This window comes from Nocardia sp. NPDC003979 (assembly GCF_053605015.1).
Genome location: NZ_JBSGIJ010000006.1, coordinates 322,769 through 347,183, shown reverse-complemented (window position 1 = coordinate 347,183; position 24,415 = coordinate 322,769). Strand labels below are relative to the sequence as shown.

Sequence of the window (24,415 nt, the reverse complement as noted above, 5' to 3'; positions counted from 1 at the left end):
CCCGATGTCGGTGCGTTCCCGGCGGGCGCGGACACGAAAAACCCGGTGCGACACGAGGTCACACCGGGTTCTTCGGCGTCGATCAGTTCGTCGCGGTGGTGGACGGCTCGACAGTGGTGCTCGGCGCGACCGTTGTGGTCGGAGCCACCGTTGTGCTCGGCGCGGGCGCCTGGGTGGTGGTTTCCGGGGCGGCGGCCTGGTTGGTCGCAGGCTCTTCGGTGGTGGTCGGCGGAACCGTCGTGGTGGACGGTGCGACGGTCGACGATTCGACGGTGGTCGTCGGCTTCGACGTGCTGGTCGCCGCCTTCGACGTGCTCGACGTAGGCGCGGCCACCTTGGACGTGCTCGGCGCCGCCGAGGTGGTCGTGGTCGCCGGCTTGGTCGGCGCGGCGAGCGCGGCCGTCACATCGGAGTCCTCCGGAGCCGACTTCGCGTCGACCGTCTCGCCCGCCTGCGCCTGCTTGGCCAGGTGTGTCAGCCAGGCGGCGGCGTACTCCGCCGAGGTCAGCGGCTTACCGTTGGCCGCATCGGAATCGCGCCAGTAGTCGAAGTGATGACCGGTGCCGTTGGGGCCGAGAGTGAGCTGGTACGGATCGCTCAGCGCGACCGGGATGGTGTTCTGGTTCGTGACGATCAGCCCGATGATCTCGTTGAACACCTTCTGCGGCAGGTACGCCAGCGGCGAGATCTTCTCGGCCGCAATCGTGTCCGCCTTCGCGGGTGCCTTGGTCTCACCCGGCTTGTAGTCCGGGTCCGACACCTTCAGCAGCACGTCGAGGAAGGTTTCGTCGCTGGCCATCCAATTCGGGTTGGCGGCGATATCGGAGAAGGCGGCCATCGCGATCCGGCCGAGAGTGAACGCCATGTCCTGGCCCGTCGCCGGGGTGAGACCGTCGCGCTGCAGATCGTCGACATTGATCTGCCTGCCCACGTTGGCGGCCAGTTGCAGCAGCGAAATGTTCTCCGGGGCGGCACAAGTCAGGTCGCCCTCGGAGCAGAACGAGGCGATCTTGCCGTTGAGGGCGCCGAAGTCGCCGCCCGTGGTGACGCCCTTGCCCGAGATCGGCTTCGTGCCGTCCTGGTACTTCTGGTCGAAACCGTCCGGGTTGGCGAACGGGTCCTCGGCGCCGATGAACGGGCCCTCACCCGCTCCGCGACCGGCGTCGGCGAACATCACCACACCGAGCACGTCGTCGGGGTCGACCACTCCGTAGCCGTCCGCCGGGTCGTCGTTGCCGATGCCCTCGGCGACGCGGCGGACCACGTCGGCGCCCTCGCTGTAGCCGACGATGGAGAACTTGGTGTCCGGGCACGCCGCGGAGATCTCACGCATCACCCGCTGGGTGTTGGCGACACCCGCGTTCACCGCGTCCTCGTAGGTCGACATGTCCGCCGGATAGGCGATGTACACGGCCGCGTACTGGCCTTCGGCCAGATCGTCACGTGGCGCGTTCACCACCGGGTCGACCCACACACTGCTGTGGTCGCCCGACAGCGCCGCGGGCAGCGGGTTGCCGTTGGCGTCGAGCAGCATGGCCGTGGTGCCCTCGACCGGGGTGTCGTTGCGTCCGGCCACCGAGATGGTCACCATCTCGCGGCACTCGGTCACCGATGTGGTGAGGGTGTATTCGGGGGAGGCGGGCTTCGATGTCACCGCGAACGACGCGGCGACGATGGCCGCGACCCCCAACGCCGCAGGCGCGGCAACAGCAGAAGCGATGCGATGTTTCGCGAGAAACGCACGCAGATTCATATGTTGATCCCGTTCGAACGACCTACAGGTGGGCAGGCCCCCCGACGGGCCGCATGTCACGAACCATGTCGCCCCCACCTGCAAGATCGTTACTGCGGCGTACGGGACCGTATGCCCCCATTTCCATTGTCATGTTGGCTCGCTATCGCCGCGAGGGTGATGGCGGGGGCCGGGTGATAGCGTCCGAATGGAACAATGACGACGTGAACCGACCCGTCATCCCCAGGTAGGACTATGACCTCGCACCTCCCGGCCGACACCGTGCACCTCGCGCTGCTGCCCGGCTTCCTCGACCCGGTGAACCTGCTCAACTCCTTCGGCACCTGGATGCTCGCCGGGCTGCTGCTTGTGGTGTTCATCGAGTCCGGGTTGCTGTTCCCGCTGCTGCCCGGCGATTCCCTGCTGTTCACCGCCGGGTTGATCGCGGCGTCGAAGTCGACCGAGATCGAACCGTTCGCGCCGATCGGGGTGCTGCTCGTGCTGATCCCCGTCGCCGCGATCCTCGGCGATCAGGTCGGGTACGTGATCGGTGCGCGCGGTGGGACCGCGTTGTTCAAGAGCAACGACGCCCGGTTCTTCAAGAAGCGCTATATCGACGAATCCCACGAATTCTTCGAAAAGCACGGACCGATCACCATCGTGCTCGCCCGCTTCGTCCCCATCGTGCGCACCTTCGCGCCCGTGGTGGCAGGCGCGTCCGGCATGCGGTACCGGACGTTCCTCGTCTACAACGTGGTCGGTGGTGTCGCCTGGGGTTCCGGTGTCACCTATCTCGGCTTCCTGCTCGGTCAGATCGCCATCGTCCGCGACAATGTCGACCTGATCTTCCTGCTCATCGTCGCCGTCTCCGTGCTGCCGATCGTCGTCGAGGTCGTCAAGCGGATGCGTCGCAAGGGTTCTCCCGACGACGACACCACCGAGCGCGTCAACTCCTGACCGGCCCGGCCGGGAAGTATGTCGCTTCCCGGCCCCGTCGGCCTCATCCGGCGATTTCGCGCACCGAATCCGCGATCGCCCGGAAATCCTTGCGCAGGATCGCACCGTGATTGCTCGGCACCTTCGCCCCGAGCTCGATGTTCTCGTTGCGGGCGACAGCCGAATCCAACCCCTTTCGGATCTTCTCCTGCTCGTCCTTCTTGCTGCCGAACGACGTTCCCGAAGCGATCACATACCGCACCGGAACTGTGATCGCGTCCAGCACCGGACCCAGCGCACTCTCCCGCGAGAGTTTCCCGAGCTCGATATTGCTCTCGGCCTGCTCGGCCGCTGACAACCGCGGCGTCAACCCTGTCGGCCGCAGCAACGGCATCACCCAGTTCAACCGCTTGAACAGTTTCCGGATCCGCTGCTCCATCGCGTCGTCGAGCCAGTCGTACGGAAACGCGCCGTCCACAAGCACCGCCCCGATGGTCCGCTCCGGATTCCGTTGCGCCCAATGCGCTCCCACGACCGCGCCATAGGACCACGCCACGACGATGGCCCGCTCCACACCTCTGGCCGCGAGCACGGCATCCACATCCCGCACCGCCGCCTCGAACGAGTAATCCTTCGAAGTCCTGGACTTCCGCCCACGCCCCCGCTCGTCGAAGGTGATGTGCCGGAAGCCGTCACCCAATTCGGCAATGGTCTTCTTCCAATAACCCTGGGTAGCGAACTGCCCGTTCAGGTAGATCACCGGAATCCCGTCGCCACCGGTGTCGGTCACCGCCAGCGCGGTGTCGTCCACCTCGACCATGCCGCTCCACGCATTACCCCGAGTAGTTCCCTGAGCAGTCATCACTCACGCCTTCCAGTCGTTCTCGCCGTTACGAGAACCACTGTCACGTCGTCCCCTGATACCGCCCTGACATCCCACCTACACGCCCGCTGACATACACGGTGACCAGGTCACCACAGCTGTCCAAGTCGGCTCCTAGTGCCTTCCAAACCTCGGGGAGCATCCTCGGAACACATGCGAAGTCCCAGGAAGGAAGCCGAAATGCTTGTTATTACCGGCCAAGTCATTGCCACCGTCGCCGTCCTTGCCAATGCCGTCGTCTACGGCACCGATGTCTGCGGGGCGGTGATCATGCGCTCGGTGTATCGGAAGCTCGACGACGCGACGGTCACCGTGAGTGCGGGGTGGGGTCACTACTACGGCGACAAGCGCATGCCGGTCATCGGCGCCGGAGGCATAGTGACCGCGGTGCTCACCCTGCTGATCGCGCTGCTGGCCGGCCAGCTGGGCGCCGCCGTCGCCGCGGCAATCACGGTGGCGGCTCTATTCACCTGGCTCGCCCTCTACGTGCGCATCGCCAAGCCGATCAATTCCCAGCAGACCGCCGCCGCTCTGTCGGGCATCATTCCGCCGAATGCCCGGGCGCTGCAAAACAAGTGGGACAGCATCCTGAAGTATCGAGTCGCCCTGCAGTTCAGCGCCATCGCCGGCTTGTGCGCCGCACTGATCCTGTTCTGATCCGTCACCGTGGTGAAGGCCGCAAATGTATCGCTCCGAAACCGATCAGCCGCGCGCCATATCCACGAATCGGCTCAAATGCAGCTGGTGCGCAACGGTGATCGTGGCCGTCGGACCGTTACGGTGCTTGCCGACGATGAGGTCGGCTTCGCCGCCACGCGGGTCATCGCGTTCGAACGCGTCCGGGCGGTGCAGCAGGATGACCATGTCGGCGTCCTGCTCGAGCGAGCCGGACTCGCGGAGGTCGGACACCATGGGGCGCTTGTCGGTTCGCTGTTCCGGACCACGGTTGAGCTGGGAAATCGCGATCACGGGAACTTCGAGTTCCTTGGCCAGCAGCTTGAGGTGACGCGAGAATTCCGAGACTTCCTGCTGCCGCGACTCGACCTTCTTGCCCGAGCTCATCAGCTGCAGGTAGTCCACCACAACGAGTTTCAGATCATGACGCTGCTTGAGCCGCCGCGCCTTGGCCCGAATCTCCATCATGGTCAAGTTCGGCGAATCATCCACGAACAGCGGCGCCTCACTGATCTCACTCATCCGCCGCGCGAGCTTCGTCCAGTCGTCATCACTCATCCGCCCGGACCGCATATCACCCAGCTTGATCTTCGCCTCAGCCGAAAGCAGACGCATCACAATCTCGGTCCGGCTCATTTCGAGCGAAAAAATAACACTGGCCATGCCGTGCTTGATCGAGCAACTACGCATGAAATCCATTCCAAGGGTCGATTTACCGACACCAGGCCTCGCGGCGACGATGATCATCTGACCCGGGTGCAGACCGTTGGTGAGCTCGTCCAGTTCGGTGAAGCCCGTGGGGACGCCGAGGGAGATTCCGCCTCGGGAGGCGATGGAGTCGATTTCGTCCATCGTCGGCTGGAGGAGTTCTTCGAGGGGGGTGAAGTCCTCGGTGGTGCGGCGTTCGGTGACCTCGTAGATCTCGGCCTGGGCGCGGTCGACGACCTCGGCGACGTCCTGGCCGTCGGCGCCTGCGTAGCCGAACTGGACGATGCGGGTGCCCGCTTCGACGAGGCGGCGCAGGATGGCCTTCTCGGCGACGATCTCGGCGTAGAAGCCTGCGTTGGCGGCGGTGGGGACGGTCTGGGTGAGCGTCACCAGGTAGGCGGGGCCGCCGATGCGCTTCAGCTCGCCACGGCGGTCGAGGCCGGCGGCGACGGTGACGGGGTCGGCGGGTTCGCCGCGGCCGTACAGGTCGAGGATGGTGTCGTAGACGGCCTGGTGGGCGGGGCGGTAGAAGTCGCCGGGACGCAGCACCTCCACCACGTCGGCGATGGCGTCCTTGCTCAGCAGCATGCCGCCGAGGACGGACTGTTCGGCAGCCATGTCGTGCGGGGGCTGGCGGCCGAAGTCCTCGCCAGGGGGCTCGGGTGGAAACTCGGTATGCGCGCGGTCACCGGTGGTAGTCACCAGAATCGACCGTCCTCTCTGCCCGCGGAACCGGGGGTTTCACATCGATGTACTCGTTGTACTCCCGGGCACCGACACGAGTGCCAGCAATCGGTTCCCTGCACGATTCCCGGGGTCACGTGCGAGGCGATGCGATGAACCTAGGCGACGTTTTCGAGCCACGCCAAACCGACATGTGCACACAACTGTGGATAACTTGGGGGTAGTTCACCTGTTGTTGTGCAGCCCCTGTGGAAAACGTGGGGAAAACCCAGGTCAGTGCGGTAGAACGCCCTGATAGACAGCCCTTTACCAGACTTCGACCCTGTGGATTAAAGAAGTTGCGGCGTGTCGGCGAACGTGAACAACCGGGCGTGTTGGGTAAACAGCGGGCGTTCACGTTATGACCGGAGTCACAATTCTGCCGGTCGGTTTCCTCGGTAATCCACAGGCTGAATAACAGGAGGTCAGGCAGTTGCCGACTGTGGGCCAGGTTACTCGGCCACAACGAACCCAAATCTCGGCTACTCACCAGCTATCGGAGAAGATCCCTCGACGAGGGCAGCAGAAACCACCCCCGTGACAACACGGGGGTGGTTTCCGGCGAAACTAGTTCGCAGTGACCTCGAGGTCGAACTTGGCAACCACATCGGGGTGCAGGTGCACCACGATGCCGTGCTTACCGGTCGCCTTGATGTGCGACTTCGGCAGCTCGATGCTGCGCTTGTCGACCACGGGGCCACCGGCGGCCTTGATGGCCGAGGCCACGTCGGCGGTGGTGACCGAACCGAACAGCTTGCCGCTGTCGGCGGTCTTCACGGCCAGCGAGACACCGGTCAGGCCCTCGATGGCCTGCTTCAGCTCGTTGGCGTGATCCAGGTCGCGCACCTTGCGGGCGTCCTGGGCGCGGCGGATGCCGTCGACCTGCTTCTGGGCACCACGGGTGGCCTGGATGGCCAGACCGCGGGGCAGCAGGAAGTTGCGGCCGTAGCCGTCCTTGACCTCGACAAGGTCGCCGGGGGCGCCGAGATTGTCTACATCAGCAGTGAGGATGAGCTTCATCTGTCCGACTCCCTTTCTCAGCGAGCAGTCGACACGTAAGGCAGCAGAGCCACCTCACGCGAGTTCTTGACGGCAACGGCGATGTCACGCTGGTGCTGCACGCAGTTGCCGGTGACGCGGCGGGCGCGGATCTTGCCGCGATCGCTGACGTACTTACGCAGCAGCGTGGTGTCCTTGTAATCGATATTGACGATTCCGGACTTGCTTTCCTTGCAGAAAGCGCAGGCCTTCTTCTTCAGTACCTTTTCGCGCGCGGGCGCTTTAGGCATGGTTTTCTCTCCGTACTATGAGTGCCGTTCGATCAGAACGGCGGTTCGTCATCCATGCGGCCGCCGCCCCCGAAGGAGCCGGCCGCGGGCGCGCTACCCCACGGGTCGTCGTCGCCGGCATTACCTGCCGGGCGTCCGCCACCACTGTTGGCGTTGTAGCCGCCTGCGCTTGCACCACCACCGGCATTACCGGAACCACCACCGAAGCCACCGCCTCCGCCACCACGACCGGCCTTGGAGACCTTCGCGGTCGCGTACCGCAGCGACGGGCCGACCTCGTCGACCTCGAGCTCGACGACCGTGCGCTTCTCACCCTCGCGGGTTTCGTAGGAGCGCTGCTTGAGCCGTCCGCTCACGATCACGCGAGCGCCTCGGGTCAGGCTTTCGGCGACGTTCTCCGCTGCTTCGCGCCAGATGTTGCAGCGCAGAAACAGTGCCTCGCCGTCTTTCCATTCGTTCGAATTGCGATCGAACACACGGGGAGTCGAAGCGACGGTGAAATTCGCCACCGCTGCGCCCGCGGGCGTGAAACGAAGCTCGGGGTCTGCCGTCAAGTTTCCGATGACGGTGATGACCGTGTCGCCTGCCATGGGGTTCCTCCTGCTCGGGGGTGCAGTCCACATCCTGGATTTGCGCTGAGCCTAAAGCCAGGCTCCGACACAAAGGAGGTGAACTACTTGTCGTTGCGCAGAACCTTGGTGCGCAGCACCGTCTCGTTCAGGCCCAGCTGGCGGTCGAGCTCGCTCACGGTGGCCGGGGTCGCGGTCAGGTTGACGATCGCGTAGATGCCTTCGGCCTGCTTGGCGATTTCGTAGGCGAGCCGGCGGCGGCCCCAGATGTCGACCTTGTCGAGCTTGCCGCCCTCGGTCTTCACGACCGAGAACAGATTATCCAGGGACTGCCCGACGATGCGCTCGTCCAGGCTGGGGTCGAGGATGACCATCACTTCATATTGACGCACGGACCAATCACCTCCTGTGGACTGGTAAACGGCCACGGACTTTCCGTGGCAGGAGGGTTCGTTGCGTCAGCAACCCGCCAAGGCTACATGAGCAGGTAGTTGCCGACGAAATCGATCTTCGCGGCGGGTATGCACCGGGCGCCGGGGCAACAGCCGCTTAATGTGGTCGACATGACCACGGCCGTACCGCAGCAGCATTCGGCACGCCGTGCGGCGACAGCCACGGCGTTGACCTTCCTGATCGTGCTGTTGTGCGGGCTCACCCTCGCCCTTGCGTATGCGAACAAGGCGCGGTGCGCGGGCGGCGCGATCGACGAATCGGGCCGCAGCCTGGTCTTCGAGGAGCGCAAGGACACCGCTGTCTGTTATTCGGATATCCAGTTCCTCTGGCTTGGCCGCGATATCGACAATCACGTTTTCCCGTACGTCGACGGTGCCATCACCGACGACGGCGCGCTCACCGGTGGCGCCGTCGAGTACCCCGTGCTGAGCGGCCTGCTGATGTGGGCGGGCGCGATCGGCGCGACCAACGACGCCGACTTCCTGTGGCATTCGGCGCTGCTGCTCACCCCGTTCGCCCTGCTCACCGCCTGGATGCTGGCGCGAATGGCCGGTCCGGCCGCACTGCTGTGGGCGATCGGCCCGCCGCTGGTGCTCTACGCCTTCCACAACTGGGAGCTGCCGGTGGTGTGCACGGCGGTGGCGGCGGTCTATGTGATGACGATGCTGACCGGTCTGTCCGTGCGGACCCGGGGAATCATCGCGGGGGTACTGCTCGCGCTCGGTTTCTGCCTCAAGATCTATCCCGGAATCTTTTTGCTGCCCTTGGCCTTCTACGTCCTCACCGAGGGTGCGCCGCGTGACGGGCGCCGCTTGCGCGAACTCGATGTGGCAGGCGCGTCGCAGACACTGCTCGCGGCGATGGCGACGGCGGTCGCGGTGAATCTGCCGTTCGTCCTGGCGGGCGTCGAGGGCTGGCGGGCCTCGATCACCTTCCAGCAGATGCGGCAGGCCGACATCACCACCAATTCGATCTGGTACTGGGGTCATCAAGCCCTGTTCGGCCGGACCGCCGAAACGTCGGCAAGCTGGCACACCATGGTCTCGGTGGTCTCACCGCTGCTGATCTTCGCGTCGTTCGCCCTTGCCCTGTGGCTCGGTTACCGGCGCTGGACCCCGGCCTCGGCGTTCCCTTGGGTAGGCGTGAGCGGTGCGATGCTCGCCGGTTTCCTGCTTTTCCACAAGGTGCACTCACCCCAATACACTTTGTGGATAATTCCGTTCCTCGTGTTGCTCCAGGTGCCGTGGACACTCGTCGCGGGCTACCTGATCGCCGACATCGCGGTCGGCGTCGGCGTCTTCCGTTACTTCGCGGCGATGGGCGAGGGGAAGAACGTGCACCTCATGGAAGGCATCGTCCAGTTCGGTGTCTGGGCACGGGTCGTCCTGCTCGTCATCCTGTTCTTCGTGTTCCTGCGGGCTGGTCCACGCCGCACCGACCAGAGCGTCTCAGGACAGCTCCGGCGCGAACTGCAACCGGCCTGAGAAACGACAACGGCGGCGGATCCGTCGAGGATCCGCCGCCGCAGGTCACCACGTCTAGACCGACGCGGGTTCCTTGGTGTCTTCGATCGCGTCCGGCTCCGCCTTGCGGTTGCGGATGATCGAGCTGATCAGCGCCGCGCCGATGAACGCCACACCGATCAGACCGGTGATGAGTTCGTCGACGTGCACACCGATCGAGACCAGCAGGATCGTGGCCAGCGCACCGATCGCCCAGTGGGCGCCGTGCTCGAGGTACACGTAGTCGGCCAGCGTGCCCTGGCGGACCAGGTACACCGTGATGGACCGGACGAACATCGCGCCGATGAGGCCGAGGCCGAGCGCGATGATGATCGGGTCGGAGGTGATGGCGAACGCGCCGATCACGCCGTCGAAGGAGAACGACGCGTCGAGCACCTCGAGGTAGAGGAACAGGAAGAACGCGGCCTTACCGGTGGCCTTGACCAGCGTGGACGGGCCGCCCTGCGGGCCCTCTTCGAGCTCCTCGGTGTGGAACATCGAGCCGAGACCGTCGACGAGGATGTAGGTGATCATGCCGAGCAGGCCGGCGATGAGCACCGTCGAACGCTTGTCGTCGGCGGCGAGGAACTCCGCGACCAGCACCAGGCCGGTGCCCGCGACGACGACGGAGAGCATGTCGAGCTTGCCCGCCTTCGCCAGCGGCTTCTCCAGCCAGCTCAGCCAGGTGATCTCGCGCTCTTCGAAGATGAAGTTCAGGAACAGCAGTGCGAGGAACATGCCGCCGAAGGCCGCGATCTGCGGGTGCGCGTCGGTGAGCAGCTTCTCGTAGCTGGGGCTGCCGTCGGGGAAGGTGAGGGCATCGTTGGCCGGCGGGTTCAGCGCCAGGTCGAAGGCCTCGACCGGGTTCAGTCCGGCGGTCGCCCACACGATGGCGAGCGGGAACACCAGACGCATACCGAACACGGCGATGAGGATGCCGACGGTCAGGAAGATCCGCTGCCAGAATTCGCTCATCCGTTCCAGCACGGTGGCGTTGATGACGGCGTTGTCGAACGACAGCGACACCTCGAGGATGCCGAGGATCGCACACAGTGCGAGGGCGGTCAGACCACCGTAGAGGTAGGCCACGACCAGCGACAGCACCGTGATGACGATGGACAGGCCGAAGATGCGCGTTATCACGCGGAGGGACCTTTCTGTGTCACACGAGCAGGGGGCCCGCAGTGACAAGCCCCCTGCTCATGATGATGACTAGACGTTGACGCCGTAGTCGCGGGCGATACCGGCCAGGCCGGAGGCGTAGCCCTGACCGATGGCGCGGAACTTCCATTCGGCACCGTTGCGGTACAGCTCACCGAAGACCATAGCCGTCTCGGTGGAAGCGTCCTCGGACAGGTCGTAGCGGGCCAGTTCGGTGCCGTTGGCGCGGTCGACAACGCGGATGTAGGCGTTGCGCACCTGGCCGAACGACTGCTGACGGGTCTCCGCGTCGTAGATCGAGACCGGGAAGAAGATGCTCTCGATGGTCGGCGGGGTGTTGGCCAGGTCGACGTTGATGACCTCGTCGTCGCCCTCGCCCTCACCGGTGGTGTTGTCGCCGGCGTGCTCGATCGCGCCCTCGGGCGACTTCAGGTTGTTGAAGAACACGAAGTGCTTGTCGGACACGACCTTCTTGTCGGCGCCGGTCGCGATGGCGCTGGCGTCGAGGTCGAAGTCGGTGCCGGTGGTGGTGCGCACGTCCCAGCCGAGGCCGACCGCGACCGCGGTCAGGTTCGGGGCCTCTTTGGTCAGCGAGACATTGCCGCCCTTGGACAGACTGACACCCATGCGGGAATCCCTTCGGTTAGTCCGGTGTGTCGTTTCCCAGCATGTCCGAATCGCCGGGTACCGCTACGACAGTAATAGGTTTCGGCGAACTTGCGTAGGAACAACCGAGAGCCCTGGTAGCGAGGGGGAATCTCCTACGATCGAGCACAGCGGGCGGGTGACCGCTGCGTGGTTCGGAAAGGGGATACGCCGGTGACACCTCGCAGACGCGGATGGTTCAGGTCGGGGCCCGACAATGGCTGGATCAGTGGGGCGCGGGCCGCGACGGCCGCCGCCTTCCTCGATATGGATCGCAGGCAGACGGCAGCGGAGGCAGGTGTGGCGGCGAGCGAGCAGGTGTTCCCCGAGCGCCACATCGGCGCCGTATGGGAACCGGTGCGCGCGCGTTGCTATGCCGCGTCGGGCGCCTATCTGAGTTTCACCGACGAGCTCGACAGCGCCGAGGCCGCGGGGACGGCGATCGCCGACGGTCCGGCCAGGGCCGACGCGCTGGTTCGTGAGCTCGCCGACGCCGCGCGCGGGGTCGACGAGTTCTATCACGCGCATCGGGCCGGCCTCGAGCACGCGGTGAGTGTGCGGGCGTCGGTGCCGCAGTTGCTCGCGCAGGTGCGGGCCGAGGCCGAGCGGGAACTCGCCGCGGCCGAGTCGTCGGAGTATGTCTCCTACCCTTCGGTGGCCGCGGGCGTGCGGAAATTGAGTGAGGCACTGGTCACAGCCTCCGTGGTCGATCCGGGTACCGCCGTCGCGGCTGCCCGGGAGGTCGCGACCGAGGTCCGCCAGTCGTGTGTGGAATTGCGGGAAGTGTTGGCGCAGGCACCATCTCGTGCCAACGCCGCGTCCAACGCGATCGCCTCGGTGACCACCCGGCTGGCGGCCGTGCGCAACCGGGCCGACGCGCTCGGCCCCGCGTACTCGGCGTTGTTGCGCGAGTTCAACGCTGCGAGTTCGGCGGATCTGACGAACAATGAACGCGAAAGCCGGCGCGGTATCGAGGCCGCGGACGCGGCGCTGGTACGCGCGCGTGTCGCGGCTGCCGATCGCGACCCGGAGACCGCCCTTGACCTGACAGCGACCGCGCGCGAACACCTCGCCGAGTCCGAACAGCTCGTCGATGCCGTCACCCGGCGGCTCGAACTGTTGCGCGAGGTACGTGCGGACCCCGAAGCGCAGCTACGCACCGTACGATTCCGGCTGCGGGACGCGCAGATGCTCGCCGTCGATCGAGGGCTGGTCGGCGAGTGGGGTTCGGTGCTCGATGCGCAAGCCGAACGCCTCGATCGCATAACGGCCGGACTGACCGGTCGTCACCCAGACTATTGGGCGTATGTTTCTGAACTGCGAACCGTCGCGGAGTTCATCGCCGGAGTGGTCGATCGCATGCGAAAAACCGTAGGAACCGACAGCACTTAGGACCGCACACGACATGACACGGGTCGACGAATGAGGTGGGGGGAATGACCGCAGGCTACGCCATCGCACCGGAGGTGAACCTGCGAAAGCAGGTGCCGCTGCGCCACTTCCACAACTTGCAGGGCCCGCGCAGCCGTGAGTTGTTCCTGGTGGAGCCGGAACCGATCCCGGGAACCGCCGACCGCGAACTGCTCGCCACCGCCCTCGGCGCCACCCTGTACGTGCCCGCGACCCGTCCCGATCTGGCCGCGACGATCCTGCGTCGCGCCGCGCGAGGAGTGTGCTCGATGGTGATCGACCTCGAGGACGCCGTGGCCGACCATCAGGTCGACGCCGCGAAGGAACATGCGGTCGCCACCCTCGACCTGCTCGCCGGAGTCGCGGACCCCGTGCCGATGCTGTTCGTCCGGGTGCGCGACGTGCAGACCGTCACCGAATTGGCCGACCGGCTCGGCCCGGGCGCCGACATGCTCACCGGTTTCGTCTTCCCCAAGTTCGACGCCGTCACCGGGCCCGCCTACCTGGCCGCGCTCGACGCGGCCGGTGACCGCCTCGGCCGCCCCGTCTACGGCATGCCGGTGCTCGAATCGGCGAACCTCGTGCATCGCCAGACCCGCGACGAGCAGCTCTCGCGCATCGCCGAGCTGCTCGCCGAGCATCGGGACCGGTTGCTCGCGGTGCGCATCGGCGCCACCGACATGTGCTCGACCTTCGGCATCCGCCGCGACCGCGACCTCACCATCTACGACGTTCGGGTGATCGCCGACGTGATCGCCGACATCGTCAACTACCTCGGCCGCGCCGACGGCACCGGTTTCATCATCACCGGCCCGGTGTGGGAGTACTTCGCCGACCACGAACGCATGTTCCGTCCGCTGCTGCGCACCGCCCCGTTCGAGGAATCCGACGCGGTGCCGTTCCGGCAGTACCTGGTGAGCCGCGATCTCGACGGGCTGCTGCGCGAGATCACCCTCGACCGAGCCAACGGCATCCAGGGCAAAACGGTGATCCATCCGTCGCACGTGGCCGCCGTGCACGCGCTGTCGGTGGTGACGCACGAGGAATACGCCGACGCGCTGCACATCATGGAGGCCGATGTCGGCGGGGTGGCTGCCTCCGAGTACCGCAACAAGATGAACGAGATGCGCCCCCACCGCAGTTGGGCCCGCCAGACGCTGGTCCGGGCTCGCGCGTTCGGGGTGGCGAACAAGGGAGTGTCCTTCGTGGATCTGCTGACAGCGATGATCGCGGAATGAATGCCGTGAGCACGACCGACATGCCGTGGGCCACCGTGCATCTGGGGATTCGCCTGCACCACGGGCAGGCTTTCACCGCCTGCGGCTCCTCGGACGGTTCGTCGGCGGTGACCGCGATCGACCCCGCGCCTGTCGAGCCGGGCGCCGCATTGCCCGATGCGCTGTCGATCGATGAACTGGTGCGTCCGGGCTTGCGCCGTAATCCGCGCCGCGCTCATCTGCTGGTCTCCACGGTGCTCGGCAAGCATCTGCCCACGGACCCGCGTGTGGTGATCGGCGCCGGTAACCGCCTGGCCGACCTGGTGCGCGACAAGCTCGGCGACCGAGAGGCAGTTGTTCTCGGATTCGCCGAGACCGCAACCGGTTTGGGGCACTGTGTAGCGGCGCGACTCGAGGCCGGCTGCTACCTGCATTCCACCCGGAGGAGCGAGCCCAGGGCCACCACGCTCACCGGTTTCGAGGAGGGCCACTCGCACGCCACCTCCCACCAGTTGCAGCCCGCGCCCGCCGAGATCTTCGCCAACGACCTGCCGCTGGTGCTTGTCGACGACGAGATCTCCACCGGCGATACGGCCATCGACGCTGTGCGCGCCCTGCACGAATTCGCGCCGCGTTCGCAGTACGTGCTGGCCTCGCTGGTCGACTTGCGGACCGCCGCCGACCGGGACAAGTTCGAGAAGTTCGCGGCCGAACTCGGGGCACGCATCGACACCGTTTGTCTGGCAACAGGTCTGGTCGACCTACCCGCCGGACTCGTCGACGCGGTGGCGGCTTTGTCCGAGCCGCGACTCAATCCCCGATCGGTTCGGCCGGGTTCGTACAGCCGCATCGAATTGCCTTGGCCGGACGCTGTTCCCGAGGGTGGGCGGCACGGCGTTCTACGCACCGACGCCGCGGCTTTCGACGACGCCCTGGCCATTGTCGTCGACGAAGTGCGGGCACATTTGGACGCCGAGTTCGCTGGTCGGCCGGTCATCGTGCTCGGCCACGAGGAACTCATGTACCTGCCGGTGCGTCTGGCCGCCGGGCTGGCCGACGCGGGGATCCTTGCCCGCTTCCAAACCACCACCCGCTCACCGGCTTACGTCCTCGACGAGCCGGGCTATCCGCTGCGCCGAGGTTTCCGCTTCACCGCCCCCGAACCCGACCCGACCGCCCAGCGCTACCTCTACAACGCTCAGTGGGAGGGTGAGAACCCGGTCCTGCTGGTCGTCATCGACCCGCCCGCCGACACGCCCGAACTCGTCGCCCCCGGCGGTCTGGTCGATGTGCTCACCGCGTCGGGTGCCGATGTTCTGGTCGCCGTCGTCCCGGGCGCCGATCCCCGCGAGCTGCACGCCGCTCGCCTTGCGCAAGCGTCGGACGAGGGGGCGCCGCGCGATGCCCGGGGTCGGGAAGAGCTGGTGACTATTGATCACTGGGTCGTAGAGTCGCGTGGTACCGGTGAGCTCGCTGTCGGGCCGAACGACTTCCCTGCTCCGCTGCACGGCCCGAACTTCGGCTCGTACGCGCGCGAGGATGTCTCGTGGCTGCTCAAAGACCTCTCCGACATCGACCTGGAAGCCGATGTGGCCGAGCGGGAACGACGGATCCAGGCAGGCAAAGCCCACTACGCCGAGTCGCTGCCGGTCGAGTACCAGCCCGACGCCGCCTACCGCGAACTGTTCGACCACGTGCTCGCCGAGAGCGCCGAGCGGCTCGCCCTGGCCGTGGCGACGGTGGCCGAATTGGTCGTCGCCGAACGCGGCGAGAACATCGTGCTGGTGTCGTTGGCCCGCGCCGGTACACCGATCGGTGTGCTGATGCGGCGCTGGTTGGCCAGCGGTATCGGTCGCCCGGCTTTGGACGCGCCGCACTACGCCGTATCCATCGTCCGCGATCGCGGCATCGACTCGGTAGCCCTGGATTACCTTGCCAACCATCACGATCCGTCCACGATCGTGTTCGTCGACGGCTGGACCGGCAAGGGCGCCATCACCCACGAACTCACCGCCGCCCTGGACGCCTATCACGCGGCGGGCGGCGCCAGGTTCGACGACGAACTCGTGGTGCTGGCCGACCCGGCCAATTGTGTGCGAACCTTCGGCACCCGTGACGATTTCCTCATCGCCTCGGCTTGCCTGAATTCGACTGTCTCCGGACTGGTTTCACGCACGGTCTTGAACGAAAAGCTGATCGGTCCGCGTGACTTCCACGGCGCCAAGTTCTATCGCGAACTGGCCGCCGACGACGTGTCGAACAAACTGATCGACACCGTCACCGCCGCCTTCGAAGCCATTCGTGACAAGGTGCCCGCCGCGGTCGCCGCGATCCGGGATTCCGATCGAACTCCCGACTGGTCGGGCTGGGCGTCGGTGGAGAAGGTGCGTGCCGAATACGGCATCAGCACAGTGAATTACGTGAAGCCCGGCGTCGGCGAGACCACCCGGGTGCTGCTGCGCCGCGTACCGTGGCGGGTGCTGGTGCGGGAGGCCGACGCACCCGAGCACGCCCACATCCGTCTGCTCGCCGCCGCACGCGATGTCCCGGTGGAGGTGGTGCCGGATCTGGCCTACTCCTGCATGGGCCTGATCAAGGAGCTATCGCAGTGACCGCCCTGTTCGCCACCGACCTGGATCGCACGATGATCTTCTCGCGCAACGCCTTCCACGGCGCCGAAAGCGTCGAGAAGGAATGCGTCGAGTATTACGAGGGCGAACCCCTGTCCTACATGACCACCATCGCGATCGCCCGTTTGCGTGAGCTGGCCGCGAACGCGCCGGTGATCCCGACCACCACCCGCACCATCGAACAGTTCCAGCGCATCGAATTGCCCGGTGCGCCGTGGCGTTTTGCCATCACGAGCAACGGCGGCAATATCCTCGTCGACGGCATTCCCGATCCGGCGTGGCGGTTGTCCATCGACGATCAGGTCAACGCGACCGGCGCGACCTTGGCTTCGGTCGGTGCCGAGTTGCGTTCGCGGATCAGCGATTCCTGGGTCACCAAGTATCGCGAGGCCGACGAATTGTTCTGCTATCTGGTCGTCCGGCCCGAGGCGGTCCCGGCGGGTTTCCTCGCCGAATGGGACACCTGGTGTCGCGCCAACGGCTGGTCGGCCTCCCAACAGGGCCGCAAGATCTACACCATGCCCGACGCGGTCTGCAAGAGCCGCGCCGTCGCCGAAGTCCGCCGCCGCCTTACCGAATCCGGCGAATTACCCGAGGGCGCGCGACTGTACGCCGCAGGCGACGGCGCCCTCGACGCGGCCATGCTCGAATCCGCCGACGCCGCCATCCGCCCCCGCCACGGCGAACTCGAAGAACTCGCCTACACCGCCCCCAACCTGACCGTCACCACCGCCGCCGGCATCCTGGCCGGCGCGGAAATCCTCGACTGGTTCCACGCCGCCCTCCCCGTCGCGGATCCGGTCTAGTACTGCTGCTGACCCGCGAGTTTCTGGGTGACGACGGCCTGGATGCGTTGCAGGCCGCCCACGCTCACGCCGCTCTGCAACTGACCTTCGATGGTGCGGACCAGGGCGTTGTCGCTCATCACCTTTTCCGAGGACTGGATGAGGACGGTGCCCGCGCCGGTGAAGTCGAACTGGCGTTCCTCGCCGGAGGTGGCGCCCATCGCGGCCGCGCCCGCCGAGAGGAAGCCGGTGATCCAGCCCTGGTCGTAGTGGTGGCTCGGGGACGGGCAGTCGGCCCAGCCGACGAGCGCCTCGGGGTCCACCCGCAGCGGGGGTTCGGCGAACATCACCGGTCCGTTGGACGAGGCGAGGAACTTGCCGGTGCCGATGAGGGTGAGGAAACCGGGCACGATCGACTGTTTCAGCGCGAGGCCCGGTTCGAACGCGAGCAGGTTGGCGCCGCGAATCGTGAGGTTGCCGTCCTCGAGATCGTAGGAATTGATGTCGTAGCCGCGGTCGCCGATGATGAGCTTGCCGTGGCCCTCGGCCACCACGTACTCACCGGCGAACAACGGTGCCGAGAACTGGCTGCTCACCATTTGGGTGAGATGGCCCTGCAGACCGTGCGTGAGCAGCTGGAAATTGATCTGCCCGTAGTAGGCGATCATGGCGCCCTTGCGCATGAACCACGGCCCGGTCAGGTCGATGCAATAGGCGTAGCTGTTACCCGGAATATTGTCGCTGGCACCGAGATTCATGGGGGACAGGATTTCGCTCATGACTCACAACTTCTCTTCGGAGGCCTGCACATACACGACACCCTGACCGTGGCAATGCAATTGCATCGCCTCGCCCGATCCGCGACCCACCGCGTCGCGCCAGCTCATCGCCGCCTTCAATTCGGTCTGCACGTTTCCGTACGCCGCGACGAATGCCTGCGGGTCGACGACCACCGGATTCGGTCCGCCCACTTGCAATTCCAGGAATCCGCCGTGCGCCAGCAGCACCGCCGAACCCTGACCGCTCAGTTGCGTGGTGAACATGCCCTGCCCGGTCGCCACACCCGCGGCGGCTCCGCGCAGCGCACCCATCAAGCCACCACCGCCACCACCACCGGAACTGGCCACCGACACCACCGAGGCCTGCAGCCCGGCAGTGTTCGCCAGCAGCCGCGAGGCCTCCACCCGTAGCACCGCACCGGGCTGCATCTGCACCACGTGCACCTCGAGTCCGGCGAATCCGTAATGGACGGAACCGTTTCCGCGCGCGAGCATGGTCCGCTCGTGTTCGCCTGCCATCATGGCGCCCGCCATGCGCATCAGCCCACCGCCGCCGCCCATGCCGCCACCCGCGCCGGGAATCTGGTGTGGGGAGAACTGCACCTGGCCGGTGTAGAACAGCATCGCGCCGGTGCGCCCGACCACCCCGCCCGCCTGGGCGACGTCGACCTTGACGACCTTGCTGTTGACCTTCTCGAACATCGTCGCTTCCCTTACCGTTCCGCGGGCTGGATCAGCACAACGCCCTGGCCGTCCCACCGCAGCGAGAACGCCTCGCCCGCGTCCTGGCCGACCATCGTGCGCCAGGAGACGTCGGTGACGAACGACTGGTTGAGATTGCCGCGCGCCGCGACGAACGCATCGGGGTCCACGATCAGCGGGTACTGCGGCGACACCTCGAGGTGGATCAGCGGCCCACCGGCCGACAGCAGCGCAACTTGGCCCTGACCGCTCACCGTTGTGGTGAAAAGGCCACTGCCCGAAGACATTCCACCCACACCGGCGAACCGCACGTCGGTGCGCAGATTGCCCGCGAAGGCCAGCAACTGCTGCGACTCGACCTGCAACGTGTCGTTGTTCAGGTTCACCACGGTGACGTTCTGGCCGTTGACCGCGAAGAACACCCGGCCGTTGCCGGTGCACTCCATCAGCGACAGCTTCTCGCCGGTGGCGCGGCGCTTGAGACCGTTGAGCACGCCCTCGCCGCCGCCGAAGCCGGCCGATTTGAACTGCACATTGCCCTCGTAGGCAACCATCGAGCCCGCGATCGCGCGGATACTGGTCCCCGCGAGATGTGCCTCGATCACTTTTTTCGATTGTTCGAACAACTGCGCCATTCCTGGCCCCTTTGTAAGGCGGGTGCGACGCCCCGATCCGAGTGCGACGTCACCCTAACCGATCGGGAGGCTGAACGCCCGGGCCCGGTTTCTCGTACAGTGACAACAAGACCGCACCGACAAGCGAAGGGTCTAACTTGTCTGCAACACTCGCCAAAGGCCAGAACGGTCCGCTGGCCGTCAGTGACGTGGTGATTTCGCTCCAGCTCACGGCACCGGCCGATCTGTCCGCGCTGCTCGTCACCGAGCAGGGCAAGGTCCGCACCGACGCCGATTTCGTGTTCTACAACCAGCCGAGCGGTCCGGGTGTGGACCTGCGACCCGGTCCGGCCGGGCAGCCCGCCTCGCTCGCGGTGTCGCTGCCCGCCGTGCCCGCCGAGATCGACCAGATCCGCGCGGTCATCACCCTCGACGACGCGAACAGCAATTTCGGTCGTTTCGCCCCGCCGACCGCGATCATCTCCGACGCCGCGGGCAACCAGCTGTACTCGTACCTCATCGAGGGCCTCAACGCCGAGTCGATCGTGATCGCGTTGGAGCTGTACCGCCGTCAAGGTGGCTGGAAGGTGCGCGCCGTCGGCCAGGGGTACGCCGGTGGGTTCGCCGCGCTGGTCACCGATCACGGTGTGCAGGTGGATGATTCGCCCGCACAGCCCGCCGCCGCACCGCAGCAGGCCGCCCCGCCGCCCCCGGCGCCGAGTTACCAGCAGCCCGCGCCGGCCTACGCGCCGCCCGGTGGGGGTTACCCGCCGCCCGCACCGCCGCAGCAGCCCCCCGTGGGTGGTGGCTATCCGCCGCCGCAGCAGGGTGGTTACCCGCCGCCGCCCGGTGGGGGCTACCAGCCCGCCGCCTCGCCTGCCGCGCCGCCGCAGCCGACCGGGGAGATCAGCCTGAGCAAGGACCGGCCGGTCAGCCTGCAGAAGGGTCAGCGGGTCACCCTGCGCAAGGAAGGCGCCGCGCTCACCTTCGTGAAGATGGGGCTGGGCTGGGACCCGGTGCGCACCCGAGGCATGTTCGGCAACCGCACCGTCGACATCGACCTCGACGCCTCGGTGTGCCTGTTCGCCGACCAGAACCTGGTCGACGTGGCCTACTACGGTCAGCTCTCGTCCAAGGACGGTTCGGTCCGCCACCAGGGCGACAACCTCACCGGTGAGGGCGAAGGCGACGACGAGATGATCCTCGTCGACCTCACCCGCATCCCCGCCCACATCTCCACGCTGCTGTTCATCGTCACCTCCTACAAGGGACACACCTTCGAGCAGGTGCAGAACGCCTTCTGCCGCCTGATCGACGGCACGACCAACGGCGAACTCGCCCGCTACACCCTCGCGGGCGGCATGCCGTTCACCGCGATGGCGATGGCGAAGGTGTACCGCGTCGGCGGTGACTGGAAGATGCAGGCGCTCGGCGAGGGATTCCAGGCCAAGCATCCCGGCGAGGCCGTCCCGCAGCTCGGCCGTTTCCTCGGCCGCGACTGACCTTCCGCACCACACAGCAAGGCAGACACCGTGATTCACCTGAAGGCAGGGCAGAACACCGCACTGACCGCCGACTCCGTGCGTTTCACCGCGCAGACCACGGGCACCGTCGAACTCGGCGCGCTCGTGGTCGGCGAGGATCTGCGGGTGCGCGACGAACACGATCATGTGTGCGCGTCGCGACCCGCGGCTCCCGGTGTGCGGTTCGGTGGCAGTTCGGTGGAACTGACCCTGTCCCAGGTGCGTTCGGACGCGCACGCCGTGCTGCTGTTCGTCGCCGCCGGGCACGTGCTCGGGCCGGTGACCTCGTTGCTCGCCGAGAACGATGTTCCCGCAGCGGAATTCGTCATCTCGCCGACGGCGGGTGAGAGTTCGCTGATCTGTCTCGAAGTGTACCGGCGGGGGTCGGGCTGGAAGTTGCGTGCGCTCGGCCAGGGTTATGCCGGTGGTGTGGCTCAGTTGCTGAGCACACATGGCGTTCCTGGCCAAAGTCCCTCGGGTGCCGCCGCTTTCGGGCACAACGCGGCAAATGGCGTGCAGTCGGCGACCGGTGGTTTCGGGTCGGGCGCGCAGGGCGATTCGTTCAGCGGTAGTGCCCACGGTGGCGTACCTGGCGGTGCTGCCTTCGGCGGTGTGCCCGGCGGTGCTGCGCACGGCGGTCACGTTCCGGATGGGACGGTACCGGTGGCGCCGGTTCATGGAGCAGCCGCGTCGGCGGGACCAGCTTCGGGTCATGCTGCTGCCTCGACCGAATCGCTCGCCCAACCGACGCCCGCCCCCGGCATCCCCCTCGAAGTCGACCACGGCCTGCAGCGTATGTGGATGATCTTCGAGGACGCCGCACGCTCCGCCGCAGCCCTCGTCTCGGCGCGCGACTACGCCGCCAAGCGCCTGGATCAGGAACTGTCGGAAGCGGTTTCGAATCCCGCAACCCGCAATACCCCTGCCGCCGACGCCGCCCGTCAGGCCGCGCAACGCCGTCACGACGAGTTGGTCGGCCGCGCCGATGCCGACCACCGCCGCGACAGCGACATGCTCGCCCGCGAGATCGCCGAGGCCGATTCCGTGATGCCCGCGGCTCTCGCCTCCTGGCTCGCGCCCGCCTGGACCACCCGCGCCGCCGCCAGCGACGGCATCCGCCTCGGCGAACTCTACGCACCCGACCGCGGCGACCTGCGCGTCCCGTATTGCGTTCCGGTGCCGCTGAATCGGCCGCTGTGGGTCGACACGGAGTCCAGCGCGGCCGCCTCCCGCGTGGTCGGCGCCCTGCTGGCCCGCCTCGTCGCCGCCATCCCCGACCGGCCGACCCGCATCGACCTGATCGACCTCACCGGTGGTCTACGCGGCCTCGCCACACCTCTGTCCCCGTTGCTCGCGGGCCCGGTGATCGCCGACCACCTCGACATCTCCCCGCGCCTGGCCGAACTGGCCAATGCCGCCGAACTGGCCGAAATCGCCTACCACGCAGGCGAAGTGGCGCCCCCGAAAGAACACCGCATCCTGGTAGCGGCCGACTTCCCCCACGGCTACCAAGCCACCGACGTAGTCCGCCTCGGCCAGCTCATGGTCCGCGGCGACCTCATCGGCCTCTCCCTCCTCATCGTCGGTACCGCCACCCCCGACGCGGCCGACGCCCCCGCCACCCTCCTCTCCCAATCCTGCCGCCACCTCCCCACCCTCCCCGGCACCCCCCTCTTCGACCCCTGGACCGGCAACGCCTGGGAGCTCGACCTCGACATGCTCCCCCTCGAACCCGAACTCCAGGCCCGCTACCTGCGGATGTAGGACCGCTCAGTAGACGCGGGACGGTCCTGCGTCTACTCGGACGGCGTCCGGATGCGCGGGGTCGGTCCAACTCCTCCGTGGTTGAAGGAAGTGTGGGAGCCAGGGGAGGAGGGGGTCCGGGGCGCGGTCGAGGATGCCGCCCGCTGGGTCGTCTACGTGGTCGCGGCGGACCAGGTCGGCTTCGGGGCGCAGGATTTGGTAGATGATCATGGCGCACAGGCCGACGACAGCCAGGTCGCGCAGCACCACCGTGGCGGTGAACCACTGTTCGGGGAGGCCCTTGTTGTCCTCGCCGAGGTAATAGAACATGCGTGGTACCCAGACCAGAGCGTCGATTGTCATCCAGGCCAACAGGATTCGGCGGTGGGGAAGGGCCAGGACGGCCAGGGGTACCAACCACAGGGAGTACTGCGGGCTCCACACCTTGTTGGTGAGCAGGAACGCGGCGACCACCAGGAAGCACAGTTGGGCGAGGCGGGGGCGGCGGTTCGCGGTGAGTGCCAGGTAGGCGATCCCCGCGCAGGCCAGCACGAACAACAGGAGCGAGACCGTGTTCAGGATGGTCGGGGGCTCACCGTGCGACAGCGGACCGTCGAAGCCCTCCCAGCCGGTGAACGAGGCGATCACGTTGTAGATCGAGTCGGGGTCGGCGTGACGTGTGGTGTTGAGCCGGAAGAACTCTCGCCACCCGTTCGGGAACAGCACCGCGATCGGCAGGTTCACCGCACCCCACGTGCCGAGGGCCGCCGCCACGGCCAGCGTGGCCGAACCGAGCGGACGCTGCGCGAAAACCTGTGTCCGCGTCGGGGTCGCACGCAGCCAGGCCAGCGCCGCTGCGAGACTGTCGATATCGCGTAATCGCAGGCCTGCTTGGGCGGCGGGCACACGTTGCATCGGATCGGTGCGCAGACACAGCACGATGATCGGTCCGAGCAACAGCAGCGGATACAACTTCGCCGCACCGCCCAGACCGAGCAGCACCCCGGCGAGCACCGGCCGCCGCCGTGCCCACGCCAACAACCCGGTGGCCGCGAAAGCCGTTGCGAGGGCATCGAAATTGGTGAAGATGTGCACGATCACCAGTGGCGACACCGCGATCAACGCGGCATCCCAGACCCGGCGCCCGGCTAGTCGCGACGACGCCCACACCGTGATCAACCACCCCACGGCCAACCCGAGCGCGACCACATTGAAGTACACGACAACCGACAGCGCACCGGGTAGCGGCAGGTGATCCCACACATTGCCGATCTGCATGGCCGCGTACTGGTAGAGCCCCGAAAGCACCGGGTACTCCATGTATCTGACCTCGGTGCCACCGTCGGGTGTCGACTCGAGCCAATACTTCTTGTACGGGAACGCACCCTCGTTGAGCCGCTCGGCGCCGTAGAGCGGCACCGTGTCGGAGTAGCACATGGCCACGTATTGGCGGCCGTTGTTCCAGTCGAGCATCAGCCCGCCCGCGCCGTCGTCGGTCTGCTGGATGCAGCCCGCCTTCGTCGCCCAGCCCAGCGCGAGGAAGACCACGGTGAAAGCGAACAGCACCCGCAGCGGCGTCCAGAACCGGACTCGGCCGATCAGCGCGTGCGCGCCGACCGGGCCGCCGATCACCGTCGACAGTTGCGAGGTGAGGGAATCGTTGCGGCTCGGGCGGTCTCGCGCATCGATCGAACGCAGGTCCGGTGCCAGTGGGGCGGGCGACACGTACCGCGGCT

At 66.6% G+C, this 24,415-nt stretch carries 22 protein-coding genes; 9 read left to right on the top strand and 13 right to left on the bottom strand.

Annotated elements, in window-relative coordinates; translation table 11 throughout:
- Positions 1-82: 82 nt before the first annotated feature.
- Positions 83-1,753, bottom strand: coding sequence for a cutinase family protein (locus ACWEVR_RS16560; RefSeq protein ID WP_452467606.1), 1,671 nt, complete (start codon positions 1,751-1,753; stop codon positions 83-85).
- Between the two features lie 234 nt (positions 1,754-1,987).
- Here ACWEVR_RS16560 and ACWEVR_RS16555 point away from each other — a divergent pair, with 234 nt between their 5' ends.
- On the top strand, positions 1,988-2,689 hold the full coding sequence (locus tag ACWEVR_RS16555) for a VTT domain-containing protein (RefSeq protein WP_452467605.1): 702 nt from the start codon (positions 1,988-1,990) through the stop codon (positions 2,687-2,689).
- Between the two features lie 43 nt (positions 2,690-2,732).
- On the opposite strand, the gene ACWEVR_RS16550 is transcribed toward ACWEVR_RS16555, so the two are convergent.
- Positions 2,733-3,530 (bottom strand): alpha/beta fold hydrolase, encoded by a 798-nt coding sequence (locus ACWEVR_RS16550; RefSeq protein WP_452467604.1) that lies wholly within the window; start codon positions 3,528-3,530, stop codon positions 2,733-2,735.
- Positions 3,531-3,731: 201 nt separating this feature from the next.
- Here ACWEVR_RS16550 and ACWEVR_RS16545 point away from each other — a divergent pair, with 201 nt between their 5' ends.
- The gene (locus tag ACWEVR_RS16545; RefSeq protein ID WP_452467603.1) at positions 3,732-4,208 is read left to right on the top strand and encodes a DUF1772 domain-containing protein; all 477 of its coding nucleotides are present in this window, start codon (positions 3,732-3,734) and stop codon (positions 4,206-4,208) included.
- Positions 4,209-4,253: 45 nt separating this feature from the next.
- Here the strand turns inward: ACWEVR_RS16545 and dnaB are convergent, their stop codons facing one another.
- From dnaB to rpsF, 5 genes are all read right to left on the bottom strand, one after another.
- Positions 4,254-5,636, bottom strand: a complete 1,383-nt coding sequence (gene dnaB, locus ACWEVR_RS16540) for a replicative DNA helicase (protein WP_157105125.1) — start codon at positions 5,634-5,636, stop codon at positions 4,254-4,256.
- Positions 5,637-6,224: 588 nt separating this feature from the next.
- Entirely contained in the window at positions 6,225-6,677 is a 453-nt protein-coding gene (gene rplI / locus ACWEVR_RS16535) for a 50S ribosomal protein L9 (RefSeq protein ID WP_067497239.1), read from the bottom strand.
- Between the two features lie 17 nt (positions 6,678-6,694).
- On the bottom strand, positions 6,695-6,946 hold the full coding sequence (gene rpsR, locus ACWEVR_RS16530; RefSeq protein ID WP_067497238.1) for a 30S ribosomal protein S18: 252 nt from the start codon (positions 6,944-6,946) through the stop codon (positions 6,695-6,697).
- Between the two features lie 32 nt (positions 6,947-6,978).
- Positions 6,979-7,536 (bottom strand): single-stranded DNA-binding protein, encoded by a 558-nt coding sequence (locus tag ACWEVR_RS16525; RefSeq protein ID WP_067497236.1) that lies wholly within the window; start codon positions 7,534-7,536, stop codon positions 6,979-6,981.
- 83 nt (positions 7,537-7,619) lie between these two features.
- Positions 7,620-7,907, bottom strand: a complete 288-nt coding sequence (gene rpsF / locus ACWEVR_RS16520) for a 30S ribosomal protein S6 (protein WP_067497234.1) — start codon at positions 7,905-7,907, stop codon at positions 7,620-7,622.
- 171 nt (positions 7,908-8,078) lie between these two features.
- On the opposite strand from rpsF, the gene ACWEVR_RS16515 reads away from it, so the two are divergent.
- Positions 8,079-9,452 (top strand): glycosyltransferase family 87 protein, encoded by a 1,374-nt coding sequence (locus ACWEVR_RS16515; protein WP_452467602.1) that lies wholly within the window; start codon positions 8,079-8,081, stop codon positions 9,450-9,452.
- A 54-nt stretch (positions 9,453-9,506) separates the two neighbouring features.
- Here the strand turns inward: ACWEVR_RS16515 and ACWEVR_RS16510 are convergent, their stop codons facing one another.
- Both ACWEVR_RS16510 and ACWEVR_RS16505 read right to left on the bottom strand, forming a co-directional pair.
- A complete protein-coding gene (locus ACWEVR_RS16510; RefSeq protein WP_452467601.1) occupies positions 9,507-10,613 on the bottom strand; it encodes a DUF475 domain-containing protein in 1,107 nt (368 codons plus the stop codon).
- Between the two features lie 69 nt (positions 10,614-10,682).
- Positions 10,683-11,258 carry a TerD family protein gene (locus tag ACWEVR_RS16505; RefSeq protein WP_067497229.1) on the bottom strand — a complete coding sequence of 192 codons (576 nt, stop codon included), beginning with the start codon at positions 11,256-11,258 and terminating at the stop codon, positions 10,683-10,685.
- Positions 11,259-11,450: 192 nt separating this feature from the next.
- Here ACWEVR_RS16505 and ACWEVR_RS16500 point away from each other — a divergent pair, with 192 nt between their 5' ends.
- Genes ACWEVR_RS16500 through ACWEVR_RS16485 form a run of 4 tightly spaced genes read left to right on the top strand, consistent with a single transcriptional unit; the run spans position 11,451 to position 17,339 of the window.
- The gene (locus ACWEVR_RS16500; protein WP_452467600.1) at positions 11,451-12,668 is read left to right on the top strand and encodes a hypothetical protein; all 1,218 of its coding nucleotides are present in this window, start codon (positions 11,451-11,453) and stop codon (positions 12,666-12,668) included.
- 44 nt (positions 12,669-12,712) lie between these two features.
- Positions 12,713-13,924, top strand: a complete 1,212-nt coding sequence (locus ACWEVR_RS16495; protein ID WP_174550367.1) for an HpcH/HpaI aldolase/citrate lyase family protein — start codon at positions 12,713-12,715, stop codon at positions 13,922-13,924.
- Entirely contained in the window at positions 13,921-16,515 is a 2,595-nt protein-coding gene (locus ACWEVR_RS16490; protein WP_452467599.1) for a phosphoribosyltransferase, read from the top strand. The genes ACWEVR_RS16495 and ACWEVR_RS16490 overlap by 4 nt, the downstream gene beginning before the upstream one ends.
- Positions 16,512-17,339 (top strand): HAD family hydrolase, encoded by an 828-nt coding sequence (locus tag ACWEVR_RS16485; protein WP_452467598.1) that lies wholly within the window; start codon positions 16,512-16,514, stop codon positions 17,337-17,339. Before ACWEVR_RS16490 ends, ACWEVR_RS16485 begins: the two co-directional genes overlap by 4 nt.
- On the opposite strand, the gene ACWEVR_RS16480 is transcribed toward ACWEVR_RS16485, so the two are convergent.
- Genes ACWEVR_RS16480 through ACWEVR_RS16470 form a run of 3 tightly spaced genes read right to left on the bottom strand, consistent with a single transcriptional unit; the run spans position 17,336 to position 19,434 of the window.
- On the bottom strand, positions 17,336-18,097 hold the full coding sequence (locus ACWEVR_RS16480) for an AIM24 family protein (RefSeq protein ID WP_067643392.1): 762 nt from the start codon (positions 18,095-18,097) through the stop codon (positions 17,336-17,338). The genes ACWEVR_RS16485 and ACWEVR_RS16480 overlap by 4 nt on opposite strands.
- Before the next feature lie 3 nt (positions 18,098-18,100).
- The gene (locus ACWEVR_RS16475) at positions 18,101-18,799 is read right to left on the bottom strand and encodes an AIM24 family protein (RefSeq protein WP_067643395.1); all 699 of its coding nucleotides are present in this window, start codon (positions 18,797-18,799) and stop codon (positions 18,101-18,103) included.
- Positions 18,800-18,810: 11 nt separating this feature from the next.
- Complete coding sequence (locus tag ACWEVR_RS16470; protein WP_067497217.1) at positions 18,811-19,434, bottom strand: AIM24 family protein; 624 nt, start codon at positions 19,432-19,434, stop codon at positions 18,811-18,813.
- Between the two features lie 137 nt (positions 19,435-19,571).
- On the opposite strand from ACWEVR_RS16470, the gene ACWEVR_RS16465 reads away from it, so the two are divergent.
- Together ACWEVR_RS16465 and ACWEVR_RS16460 are read left to right on the top strand one after the other, a co-directional pair.
- Positions 19,572-20,915, top strand: a complete 1,344-nt coding sequence (locus ACWEVR_RS16465; RefSeq protein ID WP_452467597.1) for a TerD family protein — start codon at positions 19,572-19,574, stop codon at positions 20,913-20,915.
- A gap of 30 nt (positions 20,916-20,945) precedes the next feature.
- On the top strand, positions 20,946-22,700 hold the full coding sequence (locus tag ACWEVR_RS16460) for a TerD family protein (RefSeq protein ID WP_452467596.1): 1,755 nt from the start codon (positions 20,946-20,948) through the stop codon (positions 22,698-22,700).
- Positions 22,701-22,706: 6 nt separating this feature from the next.
- Here ACWEVR_RS16460 and ACWEVR_RS16455 read toward each other — a convergent pair whose 3' ends face one another.
- The gene (locus ACWEVR_RS16455; RefSeq protein WP_452467635.1) at positions 22,707-24,404 is read right to left on the bottom strand and encodes a glycosyltransferase family 87 protein; all 1,698 of its coding nucleotides are present in this window, start codon (positions 24,402-24,404) and stop codon (positions 22,707-22,709) included.
- Between the last annotated feature and the right edge of the window lie 11 nt (positions 24,405-24,415).

Coding starts and splice junctions, on each gene's coding strand:
- ACWEVR_RS16560 (WP_452467606.1), bottom strand. CDS start 1,753: ATGAATCTGCGTGCGTTTCTCGCGAAACATCGCATCGCTTCTGCTGTT.
- ACWEVR_RS16555 (WP_452467605.1), top strand. CDS start 1,988: ATGACCTCGCACCTCCCGGCCGACACCGTGCACCTCGCGCTGCTGCCC.
- ACWEVR_RS16550 (WP_452467604.1), bottom strand. CDS start 3,530: ATGACTGCTCAGGGAACTACTCGGGGTAATGCGTGGAGCGGCATGGTC.
- ACWEVR_RS16545 (WP_452467603.1), top strand. CDS start 3,732: ATGCTTGTTATTACCGGCCAAGTCATTGCCACCGTCGCCGTCCTTGCC.
- rplI (WP_067497239.1), bottom strand. CDS start 6,677: ATGAAGCTCATCCTCACTGCTGATGTAGACAATCTCGGCGCCCCCGGC.
- rpsR (WP_067497238.1), bottom strand. CDS start 6,946: ATGCCTAAAGCGCCCGCGCGCGAAAAGGTACTGAAGAAGAAGGCCTGC.
- ACWEVR_RS16525 (WP_067497236.1), bottom strand. CDS start 7,536: ATGGCAGGCGACACGGTCATCACCGTCATCGGAAACTTGACGGCAGAC.
- ACWEVR_RS16515 (WP_452467602.1), top strand. CDS start 8,079: ATGACCACGGCCGTACCGCAGCAGCATTCGGCACGCCGTGCGGCGACA.
- ACWEVR_RS16505 (WP_067497229.1), bottom strand. CDS start 11,258: ATGGGTGTCAGTCTGTCCAAGGGCGGCAATGTCTCGCTGACCAAAGAG.
- ACWEVR_RS16495 (WP_174550367.1), top strand. CDS start 12,713: ATGACCGCAGGCTACGCCATCGCACCGGAGGTGAACCTGCGAAAGCAG.
- ACWEVR_RS16490 (WP_452467599.1), top strand. CDS start 13,921: ATGAATGCCGTGAGCACGACCGACATGCCGTGGGCCACCGTGCATCTG.
- ACWEVR_RS16480 (WP_067643392.1), bottom strand. CDS start 18,097: ATGAGCGAAATCCTGTCCCCCATGAATCTCGGTGCCAGCGACAATATT.
- ACWEVR_RS16475 (WP_067643395.1), bottom strand. CDS start 18,799: ATGTTCGAGAAGGTCAACAGCAAGGTCGTCAAGGTCGACGTCGCCCAG.
- ACWEVR_RS16470 (WP_067497217.1), bottom strand. CDS start 19,434: ATGGCGCAGTTGTTCGAACAATCGAAAAAAGTGATCGAGGCACATCTC.